16 protein-coding genes, 1 tRNA gene and 1 pseudogene are annotated in these 17,860 nt (G+C 57.9%); 11 read left to right on the top strand and 7 right to left on the bottom strand.

The features are described 5' to 3' along the window. Window positions 1–7: 7 nt before the first annotated feature. Window positions 8–931 carry a Gfo/Idh/MocA family oxidoreductase gene (locus CBB91_RS07755; RefSeq protein ID WP_273013284.1) on the bottom strand — a complete coding sequence of 308 codons (924 nt, stop codon included), beginning with the start codon at window positions 929–931 and terminating at the stop codon, window positions 8–10. Between the two features lie 171 nt (window positions 932–1,102). Between CBB91_RS07755 and CBB91_RS07750 the strand changes: the two genes are divergently transcribed. From CBB91_RS07750 to CBB91_RS07740, 3 genes are all read left to right on the top strand, one after another. Further along, window positions 1,103–2,125, top strand: coding sequence for an NADP-dependent oxidoreductase (locus tag CBB91_RS07750; protein WP_273013282.1), 1,023 nt, complete (start codon window positions 1,103–1,105; stop codon window positions 2,123–2,125). A 2-nt stretch (window positions 2,126–2,127) separates the two neighbouring features. Beyond that, on the top strand, window positions 2,128–3,039 hold the full coding sequence (locus CBB91_RS07745; RefSeq protein WP_273013280.1) for a hypothetical protein: 912 nt from the start codon (window positions 2,128–2,130) through the stop codon (window positions 3,037–3,039). Window positions 3,040–3,139: 100 nt separating this feature from the next. Beyond that, the gene (locus CBB91_RS07740; protein WP_027836466.1) at window positions 3,140–3,406 is read left to right on the top strand and encodes an HU family DNA-binding protein; all 267 of its coding nucleotides are present in this window, start codon (window positions 3,140–3,142) and stop codon (window positions 3,404–3,406) included. A 37-nt stretch (window positions 3,407–3,443) separates the two neighbouring features. Here CBB91_RS07740 and CBB91_RS07735 read toward each other — a convergent pair whose 3' ends face one another. Further along, window positions 3,444–4,862, bottom strand: a complete 1,419-nt coding sequence (locus CBB91_RS07735) for an MATE family efflux transporter (RefSeq protein WP_273013278.1) — start codon at window positions 4,860–4,862, stop codon at window positions 3,444–3,446. A 12-nt stretch (window positions 4,863–4,874) separates the two neighbouring features. Next, window positions 4,875–6,251, bottom strand: a complete 1,377-nt coding sequence (locus CBB91_RS07730; RefSeq protein ID WP_273013277.1) for a 3-deoxy-7-phosphoheptulonate synthase class II — start codon at window positions 6,249–6,251, stop codon at window positions 4,875–4,877. Window positions 6,252–6,403: 152 nt separating this feature from the next. Here CBB91_RS07730 and CBB91_RS07725 point away from each other — a divergent pair, with 152 nt between their 5' ends. Together CBB91_RS07725 and CBB91_RS07720 are read left to right on the top strand one after the other, a co-directional pair. Continuing rightward, window positions 6,404–7,705, top strand: coding sequence for an AAA family ATPase (locus tag CBB91_RS07725; RefSeq protein ID WP_273013275.1), 1,302 nt, complete (start codon window positions 6,404–6,406; stop codon window positions 7,703–7,705). 62 nt (window positions 7,706–7,767) lie between these two features. Beyond that, window positions 7,768–9,339, top strand: a complete 1,572-nt coding sequence (locus CBB91_RS07720) for a caspase family protein (protein ID WP_273013273.1) — start codon at window positions 7,768–7,770, stop codon at window positions 9,337–9,339. Window positions 9,340–9,362: 23 nt separating this feature from the next. Here CBB91_RS07720 and gor read toward each other — a convergent pair whose 3' ends face one another. From gor to glmU, 3 genes are all read right to left on the bottom strand, one after another. Further along, window positions 9,363–10,763: a glutathione-disulfide reductase gene (gor, locus tag CBB91_RS07715; protein WP_273013272.1), complete on the bottom strand. Its 1,401-nt coding sequence runs from the start codon at window positions 10,761–10,763 to the stop codon at window positions 9,363–9,365. A 49-nt stretch (window positions 10,764–10,812) separates the two neighbouring features. Then, a complete protein-coding gene (gene rpiA, locus CBB91_RS07710; protein WP_273013271.1) occupies window positions 10,813–11,514 on the bottom strand; it encodes a ribose-5-phosphate isomerase RpiA in 702 nt (233 codons plus the stop codon). 5 nt (window positions 11,515–11,519) lie between these two features. Then, complete coding sequence (gene glmU, locus CBB91_RS07705; RefSeq protein WP_273013269.1) at window positions 11,520–12,890, bottom strand: bifunctional UDP-N-acetylglucosamine diphosphorylase/glucosamine-1-phosphate N-acetyltransferase GlmU; 1,371 nt, start codon at window positions 12,888–12,890, stop codon at window positions 11,520–11,522. 85 nt (window positions 12,891–12,975) lie between these two features. Between glmU and CBB91_RS07700 the strand changes: the two genes are divergently transcribed. Beyond that, window positions 12,976–13,656 carry an HAD-IA family hydrolase gene (locus CBB91_RS07700; protein ID WP_035549455.1) on the top strand — a complete coding sequence of 227 codons (681 nt, stop codon included), beginning with the start codon at window positions 12,976–12,978 and terminating at the stop codon, window positions 13,654–13,656. Here the strand turns inward: CBB91_RS07700 and CBB91_RS07695 are convergent. Continuing rightward, entirely contained in the window at window positions 13,653–13,901 is a 249-nt protein-coding gene (locus CBB91_RS07695; protein WP_027836475.1) for a hypothetical protein, read from the bottom strand. The two genes, CBB91_RS07700 and CBB91_RS07695, sit on opposite strands and share 4 nt — an antisense overlap. Window positions 13,902–14,377: 476 nt before the next feature. Here CBB91_RS07695 and CBB91_RS07690 point away from each other — a divergent pair. From CBB91_RS07690 to CBB91_RS07670, 5 genes and pseudogenes are all read left to right on the top strand, one after another. After that, window positions 14,378–14,452: transfer RNA gene (locus CBB91_RS07690), tRNA-Val, on the top strand. 94 nt (window positions 14,453–14,546) lie between these two features. After that, complete coding sequence (locus CBB91_RS07685) at window positions 14,547–15,284, top strand: lysophospholipid acyltransferase family protein (RefSeq protein ID WP_273013267.1); 738 nt, start codon at window positions 14,547–14,549, stop codon at window positions 15,282–15,284. Between the two features lie 59 nt (window positions 15,285–15,343). Beyond that, the gene (locus CBB91_RS07680; protein ID WP_273013266.1) at window positions 15,344–16,543 is read left to right on the top strand and encodes a glycosyltransferase N-terminal domain-containing protein; all 1,200 of its coding nucleotides are present in this window, start codon (window positions 15,344–15,346) and stop codon (window positions 16,541–16,543) included. After that, window positions 16,540–17,535: a tetraacyldisaccharide 4'-kinase gene (gene lpxK / locus CBB91_RS07675; protein ID WP_273013264.1), complete on the top strand. Its 996-nt coding sequence runs from the start codon at window positions 16,540–16,542 to the stop codon at window positions 17,533–17,535. The genes CBB91_RS07680 and lpxK overlap by 4 nt, the downstream gene beginning before the upstream one ends. Continuing rightward, a pseudogene (locus CBB91_RS07670) lies at window positions 17,532–17,860 on the top strand (lipid A biosynthesis acyltransferase); the annotation flags it as partial. The gene lpxK and the pseudogene CBB91_RS07670, both read left to right, overlap by 4 nt.

Here is a 17,860-nt window from a genome sequence, read left to right as displayed (position 1 = left end):
AATCTGGCTATTCGCCGAGTTTGGCGAGGACTGCCCGTTCGGCCGCTTCTGCCATCGCTACCGCGCCGACCGTACCATGCGCCGGAACCGGGCTNCGNCCGAGGCCCAAGCAGGCTGCGTAAAANCCTTCGTCCGCTGCGCCCAGCGGATCTGGCAGATCCGCTGCAATGTCGACGCGAACATCATATGGCGTCGTGTTCACCAATTGGCGCGTCAAGAANTCGATCGAAATCTCGCCTGACGGGTAGACNACATGCATCGTACGCTCACGAGCCTCGGCGGCGCGACTCGCACGCAAACGCGNAACACCGCCGCTGGCATAGGTGAACTGCGCATTCGCTTCATCGATATGTTCTGAATGGACGCGCTTGCCGCTGGCCATTACGCCAGTGAACTCATTTCCCATCATCATCGCGGCCAGATCCAGATCATGGATCATGAGGTCCCAAATTACCGAAACGTCGCCCGCACGATTGTCNGGCGCTGGCGGCCCCGCCCGCACCGACTCGATCAACAGGGGNGTTTCTTCAATTGCCAGCACGCCCATTGCGCGGGCGACGAAACGCTCCTGATGCCCAACCTGCAGGATGCGTCCACGTGCAGCTGCTTCATCAGCGAGATCACGCGCGGCTTTCCCGGTCAAAGCCANCGGCTTTTCAACGAGTACATGGCANTGGGCCTCAATCGCCTGGCGCGCTAGTTTCTCATGCCAGACAGCTGGAACGGCGATCACGATCGCATCGCAATCNTCGAGGAACTTCTCGTAATNGTCATAGCCNTTGGCCCCAAACTGACCGGCAATACGCGAAGCTCGCTCCAGATCGATATCGAANACGCCNACAAGCTCCGTGCGAACTGAAGCAGCNGCTTTNTGCGCGTGATAGTTNCCGAATACTCCAGCGCCAGCGACGCCTACTTTCAATGTGGTCATAACAGAAGGGCCCTCATACCCGTCCCTTAAGACACTGCATCCCGCCAAGTCGCAAGCCTTCGGTTCAGACGGAGCAGACACAGAGAATTACAGATTCTTTCGCCTCGCCCCCTTCACACGCAAGAGGGGCCGGTCCACTTACGCCTCTACAAAACACAGGAAGGAAACATCATGACAGCCCTCACATCGACGGAATGGTCCCTCGCCGCACGCCCGGTTGGCATGCCAAAAATGTCGGACTTTCAGAAAACCACTATTGATGTCGCCCCTCCCGGCGCCGGTGAAATTCAAGTGAAGAATGAGTGGATGTCCGTCGACCCCTACATGCGCGGACGGATGTATGATCGCGAAAGCTATGTGCCGCCCTTCCAGATTGGCGAGACCATGCAGGGCGGCGCGGTTGGACGCGTCACCATCTCAAACCATCCGGACTACAAGGAAGGCGATCTGGTCTCCTCGATGGCAGGCTGGCGGACAGCATGGGTTGCGAAGCCGGAAATGGTGATGGCGCAAAAGCTGCCGGATGTCGGCCTTCCGGAAAGTGCGTTCCTTGGCGTAGCCGGCATGCCGGGCCTTACGGCCTATGCAGGCATCCTTCGTATCGCGGAACTCAAAGAGGGCGACACGGTCTTCGTATCTGGTGCAGCCGGTGCTGTCGGATCAACTGTTGTCCAGATCGCCAAGATCAAGAATTGCACCGTCATCGGTTCAGCGGGCGGTGCGGAAAAATGCGAGTTCGTGAAATCTCTCGGCGCTGATCACGTGATCGACTACAAAGCCGCCGGTGGCTATGAGGGCCTCGTGAAGGCGTTGAAAGACGCAGCCCCGAAAGGCATCGATGTCTACTTCGATAATGTGGGCGGAGATCATCTGACAGCCGCGATCGAGTGCGCACGGCCAATGGCGCGCTTCGCCGAATGCGGCATGATTGCCCAGTACAACGATACCGGCACGCCCGTGGGCCCGCACAACATCATCCAAGTGGTTGGCAAACAGCTTAAGATTCAAGGCTTCATCGTATCGAGCCACGCAGATATGCAGCCCGCTTTCTTTGAAGACATGGCGAAGTGGATCTCGTCCGGCCAGATGAAATTCGAAGAGACTGTAAAGGAAGGGATCGACAAGGCGCCTGAGGCGTTTCTCGGTCTGTTCGAAGGTGCCAATACCGGCAAGATGCTGGTCAAGCTGGGGTAGTTATGTCGCGTCTGTTTGATGCCTACATCATGGTGGACTGGAGCGCCGCGTCAAAACCTGTGACGAGGAAAAACTCCATATGGATCGGAATCCTGGCTAAGGATGCCCGGCTGAAGTTCCAGTATCAGTCTGCCAACATTGATACGCGCCTGAAAGCGCGGACCTTTCTGGAAGGCATCATTGCCAAGCTGACAGGGCGCGGAGATCGCGTCCTGATCGGCTTCGATTTCTCACTTGGTTACCCTGCAGGCACAGCGTCGGCGCTCGGTCTGGACGTGTCCGACCAAAAGCCCTGGCAAGCCATGCACGCCCACCTGGCGTCGAAAATGAAAGACAAGCCGGACAATTCAAATCCGCGCTATGCCATCGCTGCAGGCATGAACTACGCCATTTCCAAGGGCCCCTATCCGTTCTGGGGNGCGCCGGCGNGGGATGTCGTTTCCACGCTGTCCGGCACGAAGCCAGACTTCGACGGCCAGCCTTTGCCAGAGTACCGNNTCGTTGAGANGCATCTGCGCGACGCCAAACTCGGCCAACCCAAATCNGTCTGGCAACTCGCCTATACNGGCAGCGTCGGCAGCCAGTCGCTTACCGGTATTCCGCACGTACATGCACTTCGTCAGGCACTGCCNGAGTCTCGTATCTGGCCTTTCGAGTTCGAAGATGGCGAAATGACTGAGGAAACGCTGGAGGGCGTNAAAATCGTTTTCGCCGAAATTTACCCATCGCTGGTTCCCCTTAAGGCTGAAAAAGGTGAGACACCCGACGCCGCCCAGGTACGCCAGATTGCCCACCATTATTCGGACCTGGATGGAAAAGGTGTTCTGGGAAGGCGAATTTCCACAAATAACTCCCTTGATGAGGGAAAAATTTCGCAAATTCAGGCAGAAGAGGGCTGGATTCTTGGCGCATAGCCCGTCTTTATTGGGGTTTCGACATATTCACGCCTTACGAATCGTGGGTAAGTCGCTGCAACGGCGGGGGATCGCCGTTTAACATTAGAGGAGAACCCCTATGAACAAGGGCGAACTTACAAAGGCTGTCGCAGCTGAATCCGGTCTGTCGCAGAGCGACGCTGGCAAAGCCGTAGACGCTGTTTTCGACGCAATTGCTGGCGCCGTGAAAGACCGTCAGCAAGTGGCCATCGCAGGCTTCGGCACATTCTCGGCGAAAACCCGGAATGCTCGCACAGGCCGCAACCCAGCCACAGGCGAAGAAATCAAGATCCCGGAAAAGACATCGGCTGCTTTCAAGCCGGCTTCGGCTCTGAAAGACCTCTAGGGTTCCTCGGGGCCTTCCAGCCCTGAACAACAGGAATTCAAACGGCGCGTCGGCTCGGCTGGCGCGCCGTTTTCCATTCCAGCAACATGGTTTGAAGGATGCCTGCTGTGAACACGCCGATGAACACGCCTTCCATCATTCCCTGCGCTCCGCGGCCCTCCACGATGCCAAGCCAGTAACAAGCCGGCAGCATCACCAGGAAGAACGAGCCAATGTGGATCAGGCTCGGCGACCAGACGATCTCCTGCGCCCTCAAGGCAAAGGACGCCGTGGCCTGCAACCCGTCAAAGACCGTCACTACCGACGCCATGACAAGCAGGGCTGCGATCCCGGTTGCCAAATGCACGCCTCCGATCATCGCATCATCTTTCACCAGGAAGCCTGCCAGTGTGTCGTTGAACAAGATCAGGATAATTCCCAGTCCCACGCCCATCAAGATCGTCGCCGCCACGCCGAGGCGCCCGGCATCGCGCATCTCATCCAGATTTCGGCGTCCATAGGCCTCCGCCACGCGCACGCTCGTCGCTGTCGCAATACCCAGATAAAACATGAAGCAAAGCCCCATGATCTGGATGGCGTACCCATAGACCGAATTGGCAGCGAGACTGATCCAGGTCGCAATAACGAAGGTCAGATTGAAGCCGCCCCATTCGGCAACATTGCTGATTGCGGTGCCCGTGCCGACAGACAATTGGCGACGCGCTTCGTTCGCCGGAGCCTTGGGGGACTTTCGCAGAGCCGGCGTCAGGAGAACAACGGCGACAAGCAGCAACACTGTTATGAACAGGCGTGACCCTGTGGTTGCCCACGCAACGCCTTCTGCCCCCATCGGTTCAAAGCCCCAGAAACCGGCGACCAATGCCAGGTCGATGATCGCATTCACGAACACACCGAAATACATGACGCCGGACACGAGCAACGGTCGCCGCAACGCTTCAAGATAGTACCCGCAAACCGTCGAGATCATGAACCCGACCATGCCATAGGACAGGATGCGCGTGACAGATGCGACAGACCCGGCGACGGTATGCGGGTCGACGATCTCCTCGATATCGGTTGGGGGCGCGATATCGACGAACAGCCACGTGAACAACGCATCCGCCGAGAAATAGACCAGCCCCATCAGCAGGAAGCCAAGCCAGACGCTGGTCCAAAGGCCCCGCCTGAAAATGCGCCCGCTTTCTTTCTCGCGACCGATTCCAAGCAACTCTGATGTAAGAACCTGCACGCCGAGCAAAACACCAAGCCCAAGCCCCANCGACACNCCCATCGGCAGCCAGGAGTTCAGAATATAGGGCAACTGCCCCGGCGCGTATTGGCCGAGCACGATGGCGTCCGTGACGGCCATCAACATCTGCGACATGCGCGTAAACGCAATCGGTATCGANAGCCGCAACAGGTCAGTAATGTCGGCAGGCCGCGCCCAGGCGGGCCAGCCCAGGCGATGCGTACGCATGGAACTGTCTCTTTATCCCGCTTTCAGCGCCGGGGTGCCACTTGCGCCCACGGACTGCAGCTTCTCTGCGATCATGAAGGCCAGTTCAAGAGCCTGCTCGCCATTCAGGCGAGGATCGCAGTGAGTGTGGTAACGAGATGACAGGTCCTCTTCCGAAATGGCCTGAGCGCCGCCGATACATTCGGTTACGTTCTGGCCGGTCATTTCGAAATGCACGCCGCCNGGATAGCAGCCTTCGGCCGACAGCACGTCCACGAACTGGCGCACTTCCGANAGAATGCGGTCAACTGGACGGGTCTTGAAGCCGCTATCCGTCTTCAGCGTGTTGCCGTGCATCGGATCACAAGACCAGACGACTGTTCGGCCACTCTGCTTCACAGCGCGTGCCAGCGGCGGCAGGCCCTGCGCCACACCATCCGATCCGAAACGGGAGATCAGCGTGATCCGGCCTGCCTCGTCATTCGGATTGAGCGTATCGATCAGGCGTAGCAATTCATCCGTCTCAAGCCCTGGTCCGCATTTGATGCCGATCGGATTGCGAACGCCTTTGCAGAAATTGACATGCGCATGGTCGACCTGACGGGTGCGGTGACCAATCCACAGCATGTGTGCCGACGTGTCATACCACTCGCCTGAGGTGGAATCGATGCGGGTGAGAGCCTCTTCATAGCCCAGCAGAAGCGCTTCATGGCTTGTATAGAACTCNACCTGCGCCATTTGNGGCACGCTGTCCGGCGTNACGCCACAGGCCTTCATGAAGTCNAGCGACTTGGAAATCTGATCAGCCAGTTGCTCATAGCGCGCGCCTTGTGGGCTACGGTCTACGAAGCCAAGCATCCAGCGGTGCACGTTCGCGAGGTTCGCATAGCCGCCCTGACTGAATGCACGCAGCAGGTTCAGCGTCGCTGCGGACTGAGAATAAGCCTGCGTAAGGCGCTCCGGGTCCGGCAAACGGCTTTCCGGCGTGAAATCCATGCCGTTGATATTGTCACCGCGATAGGAAGGCAGCGTCACACCGTCAATCGTCTCAACGGGAGAAGAACGAGGCTTACCGAACTGACCAGCAATACGGCCGACTTTCACCACCGGCTTTGACGCCGCGAAAGTCAGGACNACCGCCATTTGCAGGATCACGCGGAAAGTGTCGCGGATATTGTCCGGATGNAACTCCTTGAAGCTTTCGGCACAATCGCCGCCTTGCAGCAGGAAGGCCTCACCGGCAGCGACTTCACCAAGGCGTTGTTTCAGACGACGGGCCTCGCCTGCGAAGACCAGCGGCGGAAAGCTTTTCAGCTTTTCCTCTACTGCAGCGAGCGCAGCAGAATCCGGATAGTCTTCCGGAATATGCTTTGCTGGCAGTTGGCGCCAGTCTGAGGGGGTCCAGGTCATCTTAAATACTCCAATCGTGAGCCGCATTAATCACATGGCAGGCAGTCGCTCAAGTTTCACCATAATTTCACAGCAGATTGCTGGCGGAATCATGATTTGGCCCTTTAGTAATTCTGCAGGCTCGTCGTCACCATAGGATCACCCGCCCCATCATGTCGCACGTCTTCATCAGCCACTCCGCGAAAGACTTCGACGCGCTGCTCGAGCTGCACGAAGCNCTGCGCGCTGCCTCCATCCCCGATTGGTANGTGCCGAATGATGGCGGNTCACGCGAAACCGCCAATCAATCCATTGACGACGCTTTCGCCATGATCGTTCTGGTGTCCGCGTCGTCGGTGCGGTCCAAGGCGGTAAAGCAGGATGTTGAGCGGGCAAAGGCGCGNGGCCTCAAGCTCATTCCGTACCAGATCGACAAGGCGCGTCTCAACGGATTTTTCAAGCACGAAGTCCTCCCCCATCTGCGCCTGTCTTCAACGACGCCGGACGGGTTGAAACAACTCGTTGCCGAAACCAAGCAGGCCTACAAGAAGAAATGCCCTGTCGTTGCCGTGATGAATCTGAAGGGCGGCGTGGGCAAAACCACTGTCACCAGCCAGGTCTTTGGCGCATGGCAGGGCGCGCTAGGCGGCCGTATCCTGCTGATTGATCTCGACCCGCAATATAATCTCACCCANACNTTTTTCGAAATGGACGTTGCNGACTCCAGCGCCGCCGAAGATCGTTCGGTCATNTCCTTGTTTGAAAAGTCCCGGCTCCACGCCCGGGACGCCTCCAGTCCCGCAGATTCCTGGCTTACTCTGTCGACCGATCCGTTCGCCCCTACCCGGCGAGAGAAAATCGTGCATGAACTCATGGGGGAAGGCAGNCCCGGCGGGCGGCTGGATCTCGTCTCAGGACAGTTTGAGATTTCGAAATACGCATTTGCTTCAGACCCAACCGCGCTGGAAATGATCAAGGAACATTTCCTTCAATCGATCGAACGCTATCGCAGCGACTATGATTTGATCGTCTTCGATACGAACCCGAACGCAACCTTCCTGACGCGGTGCGCGCTTGAAGCCGCAGACCGCGTTCTGGCGCCCATGCATGCCGACATCTANTCCCTGCGCGGCGTGCGCCTGCTCAATCAGGTCATCAAGGAGCAAATTCCGGCGGATAAACGACCCGACTTATCTGTATTGTTCAACGCAGTAGGCCGCTCTGAGCAATCCTCCTTCGAGGCGGACGCGCGCAATGGCACATACAATGCGAAGGCAGGGTTCGATCTTGCGAGGGCCCTGATGCGGGCCGCCCTGCCNCGATCCGGACACCTCCAGGTCAAGGCGCCTCAGGAAGGCCAACCGGCCTGGAAACAGCTGACCATCCATTCCGGACGTGGCGGCGGACTAAAACCCATCCGCGAGAGCCTGAAGGCGGTCGCGCTTGAGCTGAAACTACTCCTCGAAGACGCTTGANGCGTGACACCTTGGCGGTGTCCNCCTAATATCTCGGCAGGTGGATATAGGGGACACGCACAATGTCCATGNTCAGATACTGTTTCGCCCTGCTCTTCTGTGCGGNACTCGCTTGTCAGGCGCTGGCGGATGAGAAACGCATCGCGCTCCTGATCGGAAATCAGGATTATCCCCCGGAAGTCGGCGCGCTGACCAACACGCACCAAGACGTCCGTACGATGGAAGCGGCACTCATCGATGTCGGCTTCGAGACCATGCCCGGCTTTGATCTGGATGAAGACGGAATGGAAGACGCCTTCGATGCGTTCGAAGCTCGCATCTCCGAAGAAGCTGACGCTGGGCACGAAGTGATCGCATTCTTCTACTATTCGGGCCACGGCGCGGCGGCCTATGAAGATCGTGANGCNCGCAATTACCTGATCCCTGCCAGAGANAGCATCACGGCGGCGAGCCATATTTTCCGCAAAGGCGTCGAATTGGAAGATGTNCTTTCCAGTCTCCAATCCACGCAGGCGAAGGCTGTCTTTGTTGTGTCGGATGCCTGCCGCAATGAATTGAAGTTCGCTTTCTCCAAATCCATTGCAGACAAGGGCATGACCCGCGTATCGCAGCGTCCGGGCATGCTTGTAGCCTTCGCCACAGCAGCGGGCGAAACCACACCCGATGACGGCCTCTTTGCAAATACGTTGGCGGAAGAAATTCGAAGACCGGGACANGACGCCGTCGTGGCATTCTATCAGGCGCTCGCCGAAGTCTCCGACAAACGCAAGTCTTCGAGCCGCCCGTTCATGGCACCCGGCAAGCTGCCGCGAGGGCTTTGCTTTGCGGGTTGCACCTCGTCCCCTGCGCACAGCGGCGAACCCAACGAACCAACTCGAAAGGCCGATTACTGGTTTANGGAAGACACTGAGTATTCTTTGTTCCAGGAGAATGCAGTTCTCAAGGCAACTGTGAACGGACTCGAATACACCATCCACGAATTCGGTTATGGCGCGCCANAAGTGGAGTTACTCAAAGACTTTAACGCTGACGGCACGTTGGATGCCGTGATTTCGGTGCATGATGGCGGCAATTGCTGCCCGGCAAAATACTACTTTGTGGCGGACATGGGCAGCGGGCACTTCCTCGTGAGCGAGATTGAAGACATCTACGCGTGGGATCCGCCAACGGCTGAGCTCCATGAAGGGCGCTGGGTGGCGCGCTTCGTCTCACTCAACGAAAGCCAGAATACGGAAGACTTCAAGCAGGACATCCACTTATACACNCTGAAAGGCGACAAACCTGAGCTNGTACTGAAAACGTTCAAACGCGAGGCCGCCGCCGTCTCCGAACTACGGTCCAGCATGTTCGAGGACANTGATGACGCATCNGAGATGCAATCGCTTCAGTTCGATTTTGACGATGACGGCACCGNAGATACGCTCACATGCGGCTTCTGGTCCCGCTGGGGGCGGCTGACTGCCTGCGAGGTAAAACTCGCCGGAGACGATGAGCCGATCCCGGTTGAAACATCCTGCAAGCGCCTTGGCGTACTGGATGCCCGCCGCAACGGGCTCTCCATGCTGGTCTGTGATTCAGATCAGGTGCACGCGTTCGATGCGAAGTCCGACGCCTATATCCTACTTGAAGATTAGGCGTCAGGCGCGATCATGGACGCCTAGACCTCCTGAACATCCGGTACCCATTTCTGGCGCATCGTGACAAGCTCCTCTGCCGAGGATGGGTGCAGCGCACAGGTCCGGTCGAAGTCAGGCTTGGTTGCCCCCATTTTCACCGCAATGCCCGCGATCTGGATCATCTCCGCCGCATCCTCGCCCACGATGTGAACGCCAAGCACCTTCTCATCGGATGCACGCACCACCAGCTTCATAAGGGTTCGCGTTTGGTCCCCATTCAGCGCATTCTTCATCGGCTTGAACTTGGTCTTGTAGATGTCGATCTCGCCAAACTCCTTGCGGGCATCGGCTTCAGTCATGCCGACTGTACCGACCTCTGGCTGAGTGAACACAGCCGTCGGAATGTCCGTGTGGTCGAAGTGCCAGGGCTTGTCATAGAACTCCGTCTCAGCGAAAGCGTGCCCTTCGCGAATGGCTACGGGCGTCAGGGCAACACGATCCGTAACGTCGCCAACTGCCCAGATATTGTCGACATTTGTCTTTGACCATTCATCAACCGGGATCGCGCCTTTTTCGTTCACGTCCACACCAGCATTCTCACAGCCAAGTCCTTCCGTGTTCGGACGGCGACCAACTCCCATCATGATCACGTCGCAGTCGATGCTATGCCCATTTTTCAGGGTCAGGTGCAGCGGCAGGTCCGCCCCCTCGCGCTTCTCAATCACCTCGAACACGGTACCAGTTATCACCTGGACGCCCGCCTCTTTGAGGCCCTCGTGAACTTCNGTACGNACATCGGCATCAAACCCGCGCAGCACTTCTTCGCCGCGATAGACCAGGCAGGTTGGCACACCAAGACCGGCAAAGACGTGGGCAAACTCGACTGCGATATAACCGCCACCTGCGATCACCAGATGCTTTGGCAGTTCATCCAGATGGAANATCTCGTCNGATGTGATCGTATGCTCAACACCCGGCAACTCATCCTCGGAAGGACGCCACGGACGGCCACCAACAGCAACAAGGATCTTTTTTGCCGTTACGGTCTTGCCGCTGTTCTTCAGCCGCAGCGTGTGCTTGTCGACAAACTCCGCGCGATCCTCGAAGATCTCGACACCGGAATTCTTCAGATTGCGGAAATAGATGCCAGACAGGCGNTCGACCTCAGCGTGCATGGCCGTGGCNAATTTTGTGTGATCATAGGAGACCTCACCGGTCGACCAGCCATAGCCTTCAGCCTTCTTGATGTCTTTGCCGTACTTGCTGGCATAGACCATGAACTTCTTTGGCACACAGCCGCGGATGACGCAGGTTCCGCCCATGCGATATTCTTCCGCGAGNCCCACCTTGGCGCCGCTCAACGCGGCCAGCCTGCCTGCGCGNACGCCGCCTGATCCTCCACCAATTACGAACAGGTCGAAGTCATAGGTCGCGTCAGTCATGGAGGTGTCCTTGAATCTTTACTGGTTTCGCACCCCATATGAGGCGCCATCAGGAGAATTCAAACACCGTCGCACCATTCTCATTGCCGATGATCACTGTGCGAGCCAGCCCGATGAACAAACCGTGCTCCACGACACCCGGCACATTGGACAAGCGCGCAGCGAGCGCTTCGGCGTCAGGAATGCGGCCGCAATGGCAATCGAGAATGTGATTGCCNCCATCCGTTACCACCAGNTCACCGTTGGAAAGTGAGCGCAACTCGACGCGNGGACGATCAATTCCCGACGCGGCAAGCACATCATAAACCAGCTTTGCCGTGATCGTATAACCAAACGGTGTGACCTCTACCGGCAAGGGAAACTTTCCGAGACGCTCGACCTGCTTTGATGGGTCCGCGATCACCACCATGTGATCGCTGGCATTTGCAATGATTTTCTCGCGCAGCAAGGCCGCGCCGCCCCCCTTGATCAACTGCCCCTGCTCGTCGACCTCATCTGCGCCGTCGACGGTCAGATGAATGCGCTCAACCTGTTCGAACGGGATCAGCGGCACACCCAGGCTGCTGGCCAGTCGCCGCGTCTGTTCGCTGGTTTCGATACACCGCACAACAAGGCCATCGGCCACTTCTTCGGCCAGCAGCTCAACAAAGAACTTTGCAGTGGAGCCCGTGCCCAGCCCGATGGTCATGCCGTCTTCAACGAACTCCATCGCTGCGAGCGCGGCGTTCTCCTTTTCCTTTTCGTTCGCCATCAGCCTCAGCCCTTCTTCTTCTCTGCTTTTTCCGCCGCTTTTCGCGCGCGAAACTCACCTGCCCAGTGTTCTTTTTGCGTCTGCCGTGCGCGGCCTAATGCAAGAGCATCTGGCATCACGTCGTCGGTGACTACACTGCCGGAACCAACAATGGCACCGCGACCAATGCTCACCGGCGCGACCAGCGCGCTGTTGGAACCAATGAAGGCGTTGTCGCCGATTGTCGTCTTGTATTTCAGATAGCCATCATAATTGCAGAAGATCGTGCCCGCGCCGATGTTCACGTTCGCTCCGACTTCGCCATCGCCCAGATAAGACAAATGACTGGCCTTCGCGCCCTCGCCCATCGTCGTGTTTTTCACTTCGACGAAATTACCAACGAACGCATCTTTCGACAGGATCGCGCCGGGGCGAAGACGCGCATATGGCCCAACAGAACATCCTGGCCCGACCTCGGCGCCCTCCAGATGGCTGAATGCCCGGATGGTGGCGCCTGACTGTACCTTGACACCTGGCCCGAAGACGACGTTCGGCTCGACAATGACATCTGGCTCAAGAACCGTATCATGAGAGAACCAAACCGTGTCCGGCGCGATCAGTGAAACGCCGCTTGTCATTGCCTCAATGCGTCGTCTCGATTGGAAAATCGCCTCTGCTTGCGCAAGATCGACCTTTGAATCGCAACCGATCAGGTCTTCCTCCTCGCAACGCACAGCCTTGCAGGTTTTCCCGTCTGCGCGCGCCAGGGCTACAAGGTCCGTGAGATAGTATTCACCCTTGGCGTTGTCGTTCGTCACGCTTTGCAGAAGGCGGAACATGGTATCGGCGTCGCCTGCCATGACACCGGAGTTGCAAAGCGTCACATCAAGCTGCTCCGGTGTCGCCTCACGCGCTTCAACGATCGCCTCCAGATCACCATCGCCAGACGTAATCAGACGACCGTACAGACCCGGCTCCGCGGCATCGAAGCCCAGCACGCCGATTGCAGCGTTGTTGGCGAGACTGTCGAACAGGCTTTCGATGGCCGTTGCCGGCACAAGAGGGCTGTCTCCATATAGAACCACCAGGTCGCCCTCAAAGCCGGCGAGCGCGTCCTCGGCACACCGCACGGCGTGACCGGTTCCCATTGGCGGATCCTGAAATGCGATGCTCTGCTCGCCAAGCTGTGGGCCAACGTGATCAATCAGCACCTTCTGAGAGGGATGGGCAATCACCACGATGCGTTCGCAGCCCACCTGCCGGGCAAGCGCGATCGACCAATCGACCATCGGGCGCCCGGCCACCTTGTGCATTACCTTCGGGAGATCGGACTTCATCCGCGTTCCCTTGCCAGCGGCTAGAATGACGGCAGCGCGTTGTCTGGACGGAGTTTCCACAGGATTTGACCTCTCGATTTCCCAAGTCCTTTCGCCTAGACCAAAGGCCGATTCAAGGCGAAACCAAAAAGGAAATACCACCGTCATGACAAAACCCTTCGACGGATGGACCATTGTCTTCGATCTTGACGGCACGCTCGTGAATACCGCGCCAGACCTGTTGGAAGCGCTTAATCACGTTCTGACCAATGCCGATCTGGCCCCCGTACCGCTGGATTCGATTGAAACCATGATCGGTCAAGGCGCGCGCGCAATGATCACAAAGGGTCTTCAATCGCACGGCATCGCGCCCTCAGAAGAAGACCTCGACGCGTTCCTGACGCAATTCCTCGACTATTATGCAGGAAATATCGCGGATCACTCACATCCCTTCGAAGGGGTTGCTGAAGCGCTGAACACCTTGGCGGACCGTGGCGCAACGCTCGCGGTCTGCACCAACAAGAAGCAGGATCTGTCAGACCAACTATTGAACGAACTAGGCCTGACGGAGCATTTCGCCGCCATTGTGGGATCTGACAGCGTGCCAAGCCGCAAACCGGATGGAGACCATATCCTGCGCACCGTCACCGCGGCAGGCGGCGTATCAGGCAAGGCAGTCATGGTCGGCGATTCCCGGACAGACGAAAGGGCAGCCCGGGATGCCGGACTGCCCTTCATTTTCGTGCCATTCGGCTACGAACAGGAAACTCCAGAACAATTGAGGCCCGACATAGTGCTGGAGCACTATTCCGATCTCGTCTCTGTTTTGGAGAATTGGATCAGCTAGGCCGTAGCTTCGCGCTGCTCGCGCGGACGGTAGCTTGGACGGGCAGAGCCCGATTCATTTGCAATACGGCGACGCGGCATACCGTTCACCATGTTGCTGCGAACATCAGTGCGAGCGGAGCGCATGGCAGGCACAAAGCCAGCATCGATCAGATCGACATCAACCTCGTAGCCACGCTCTGCCCAATAGGCACTAATTTTCTCGCGCAGGCGCTTTGCGCCTTCTTCGTCACACCAGTCTTTCATTTTTCTCTCTCTCCAGGCTGTACTGTTATTGAGGCCTTTGGCCCCCGCCTGTCCTTCTTATGTTTTACCACGCAGCCCGTTACCCGGGCCGTCCTTGTGTGACCGGAACATGACGACCTTTTGTGTTTTTCTCAAGGCTAATTTCGAATGAAACTAGTGTAAGGTTTTGCGATGAACATCTGTTCATACTGAATATTTGTTCATATTGATGTTAGCGTGAACAAAAATGTCCGTTTCGTCTCAAAAAATGCTAGAAACCGACAAATACTTGTCCCCGAATCTGGGGACATGTGCCCCCCGAAGAGGAAAAATTGCAGATTTTTCCCCTCAAGGATGCATGCGCAAACGATTGTATTGAATACTAGGAATGCGAATTTGCATGGCGATTTTTCCGCTTTTAACGAGAATCAGTGCCAGCAGACATCCGCTATTGACCTCAATCGACCCCCGGATTACGCCAGTCGCTTCGCAGAATCGGGTGATTAGCTCAGTGGTAGAGCACTGCCTTCACACGGCAGGGGTCAGTGGTTCGAACCCACTATCGCCCACCATTGCCGCGTCCCCACCTGCAGGCAATCTGCATTCAGCACATCCGCAGCATCTAATTCGTGGTCCACGCGACGAAGCACAGTATAAGTCGGTGCGATGAAATCCCTGTTCCGCTCCAAGTTCATGACCAGCCTGCTCGGCGCACTTATCTGGGCGTGGATGATGCTGATCGCGCGTACCGTCAGATGGACGGTTGAAGGCGAACCCGTCGCGCAGAAGGTCTGGGCAAGGCAAAACGGGATAGTGGTTGCTGCATGGCATTCCCGCATCATGGTGCTCCCAAGCGGCTGGATACGTCGCATGAAGCATTGGCCCGGACAAATCGATGGTGCAGCAATGCTCGTTTCGCTGTCGCCGGATGGCGAAGCCGTGACCCGCGCCATCAGCCATCTGGGCATCCACCCGATCCGCGGATCGGCTGGAAACAAGAAGAAAGCCCGAAAAGACAAGGGCGGTGTGCGCGCCATTGCAGAGGCTGTGAAGTTGCTAAAATCTGGCAAGGCGGTCTGTATCACGCCAGATGGCCCGCGCGGCCCGGCAGAAAAGGTCAGCCCCGGCGCCATCATGATTGCACAGCGAGCCGGCGTCCCGATTCTCCCCTATGCGCTCTCCATTCGCCCCGCCAAACGCCTCTCCACCTGGGACCGGCTGATCCTTCCCCTCCCCTTCGCCCGAGGCGCCATTGTTTTCGGCGCACCAGTGGACACTGACCGCGCACGCGCGCCAGACGAGATTCAGGCTGAATTGCAAAAACGTCTTGATGAGGCGACCCGCAGGGCCGACATGCTGGCTGGTTACAAAAACTCAGAAGAAGCGGGTTCCCAGACGCCATGACAGCCGGCATTCAATTATATCGAACGGCTACCCGCGCGGCGTCTCCATTTTTAGGGGGCGTGCTGAAGCGGCGCGCCCGTGCAGGCAAAGAAGACTATAGTCGCATCAATGAGCGTCTGGCCCGCAATCTGCCGAGACGCATGCCCGGCGGTTCGCTGGTCTGGCTGCACGGGGCCAGCGTCGGCGAAAGCCAGCTTCTGCTCGAACTCGGTCAACGCCTGCTGGAATTGCGCCCGGATCTGATGCTCCTCTTCACCAGCCAGACGCAGACATCTGCCCGCCTGCTTGGCCCCGTCTTGCCAGAGCGTGCCATTCACCTGATGGCGCCACTGGACACGCCCGGCATCGCCCGGCGGTTCATCCGCCATTGGCAGCCGGACCTCTGCATCTTTGGCGAAGGCGAGATCTGGCCGAACCTGATCCTTGAAGCCGAGCGTGCTGGCGCAAAGCGTGCGCTTGTGAATGGCCGCATGACAGATTCCTCGGCAGATGGCTGGAACAAGCTGAGCGGCGCGTTCAAACGTCTCGTCGGGCGCTTCGATGTGGTGCTCGCGGCCGATACTGATACGGCGCGGCGCCTAGAAACCCTTCTTGGCGAACCCGTACAATCTACCGGCAACATGAAATCGGCTCTGCCACCGCCTTCAGCCAGCGAAATCGAGATCCGCCGCTTGCGCGAAAACTTCCTGGCTGACCGTCGCTGCATACTTGCAGCCTCTACGCATGATGGAGAGGAAGCGATCTTCCTTGATGCGCTGAAAGGTGACGACACATCCGCCCTCATCATCGCCCCGCGCCATCCGGACCGGGGCAACGCGGTTGAATTGCTTCTCAAAGAGCGGGGCCTGACGTTTGCGCGCCGCTCCCGTGGCGAGGTCCCGACACCGCGCACCCGCATCCTGCTAGCTGACACAATGGGCGAAATGGGGCTTTGGTACCGGCTTGCCAATTCTGTTTTTCTCGGGGGTGGACATACGCCGGGGGTTGGCGGGCACAATCCATTGGAGCCTGTCCGCCTCGGCCTACCCGTAGTCACCGGACCCGACGTGTTCAACTTCGCCACCATGATGGACGACCTTGAGGCCAGAAAACTCATCCGTAAACTGAAGACGGCCAAGGCCATCGGCAAGGCCTTGCAGTCCATGCCCCCTCCCTCGCAAGAAGCCCTTCAGGAATTGAACGATGCGGCTGACGCGCCAATGGCGCTAACGCTGGCAGCTCTTGTCCCCCTCCTGCCAGAGCCGGGACTGTTGCAATGAAGGCTCCGCACTTCTGGTCTGCGGGGCTTGATCCGAAATCCCGCGAAGCGGCCCCTGTCACACGCGCCCTGCTGACGCCCCTCGCCGCACTTTACACTTATGGAATCCGGCGCAAGCTTGCCCGCGCTATTCCGGCCAAGGCGTCCATCCCCGTCATATGCGTTGGAAACCTCACAACCGGCGGCGTCGGAAAGACCCCGATCGTCCAGGCCATTCGCAAGCATATCGAGTCAAAGGGCATTCACGCATCCAGCCTGTCGCGTGGCTATGGCGGGTCAGAAATCAGCCCACAGAAAATATACCCAACCTGGCACACCGCAGACATGTGTGGTGACGAACCGCTGCTGCTGTCGCAGACGGGCGAAAGCTGGATCGGAAAGGACCGCTTTGCCGGCGTGCAGATGATGGCCTTTTATGGCACCAAAGTCGCCATCATGGATGATGGGCACCAGAACCCCAGCCTCGCCAAGGATCTGTCCATCATCGTCATCGATGCGGCCGCTCCATTCGGAAATGGTCATGTCCTGCCGAAAGGGCCATTGCGCGAACCTGTGGAAGATGGCCTGGCGCGTGCAGATGCCGTTATTCTTATGGGCGAAGGCGACGTCCCACAGCAAGTGATCGATAGTGGCCTCCCTGTCCTGCGCGCCCGCATCGTCCCATCAGGACCGGCACCGGCTGGCCCACTCGTTGCCTTCGCTGGCATCGGCCGTCCACAGAAATTCTTTGACAGCCTGAAAGCCGAAGGCGGCGACATTCGGGAAGCTGTCGGCTATCCGGATCACCACGATTATTCAAAGAAGGAACTCGCCTTCCTTCATAAACTGGCCAAAACACATGGCGCACAGCTGATTACGACCAGCAAGGACCATGTGCGTATCTATCCGAATGAGCGCGGCGGCATTCTGCAATTCCCGGTTCATGCAGAATTCGAAGACCTCAGTCAGCTGGACGCCTTGCTCGCCCCCATCCTGAACGTGGAAGAGTCATGACCCAGGACGCTCCCAAATACATCCGTCCAAAGGACATCGATAATCGCGCAACCTTTTGGCAGCGGGTGCAGTGGCGCCTCGAAACTATTGCGTGGGACTTCATCTATTGGGAGCCGATGAAGTTGCTCGGACCTGAGCGCGCATCGAACTTCGGCGGTTGGTTGATGAAGAAAATCGGACCACGCCTGTCTCAGCACAAAACGGTAAAGCGAAATTTGCAACTCGCCTTCCCGGACTGGACCGGCGAGAAGGTTGACGAAATTGCCCTCGCCGCTTGGGAAAGCGCTGGCCGCGTTGCAGGTGAGTTACCACACTTGCCTTCGAT

Origin of the sequence: Hyphomonas sp. TMED31 (genome assembly GCF_002172815.1) — a bacterium.
Taxonomy (GTDB): Bacteria; Pseudomonadota; Alphaproteobacteria; order Caulobacterales; family Hyphomonadaceae; genus Hyphomonas; species Hyphomonas atlantica.
This window is presented reverse-complemented; position numbering and strand designations above follow the sequence as displayed.

Bases quoted from the DNA above. Each gene is read 5' to 3' on its own strand.
- CBB91_RS07700 (WP_035549455.1), top strand. From the start codon at position 12,976: ATGACAAAACCCTTCGACGGATGGACCATTGTCTTCGATCTTGACGGC.
- CBB91_RS07750 (WP_273013282.1), top strand. From the start codon at position 1,103: ATGACAGCCCTCACATCGACGGAATGGTCCCTCGCCGCACGCCCGGTT.
- CBB91_RS07695 (WP_027836475.1), bottom strand. From the start codon at position 13,901: ATGAAAGACTGGTGTGACGAAGAAGGCGCAAAGCGCCTGCGCGAGAAA.
- CBB91_RS07740 (WP_027836466.1), top strand. From the start codon at position 3,140: ATGAACAAGGGCGAACTTACAAAGGCTGTCGCAGCTGAATCCGGTCTG.
- CBB91_RS07685 (WP_273013267.1), top strand. From the start codon at position 14,547: ATGAAATCCCTGTTCCGCTCCAAGTTCATGACCAGCCTGCTCGGCGCA.
- lpxK (WP_273013264.1), top strand. From the start codon at position 16,540: ATGAAGGCTCCGCACTTCTGGTCTGCGGGGCTTGATCCGAAATCCCGC.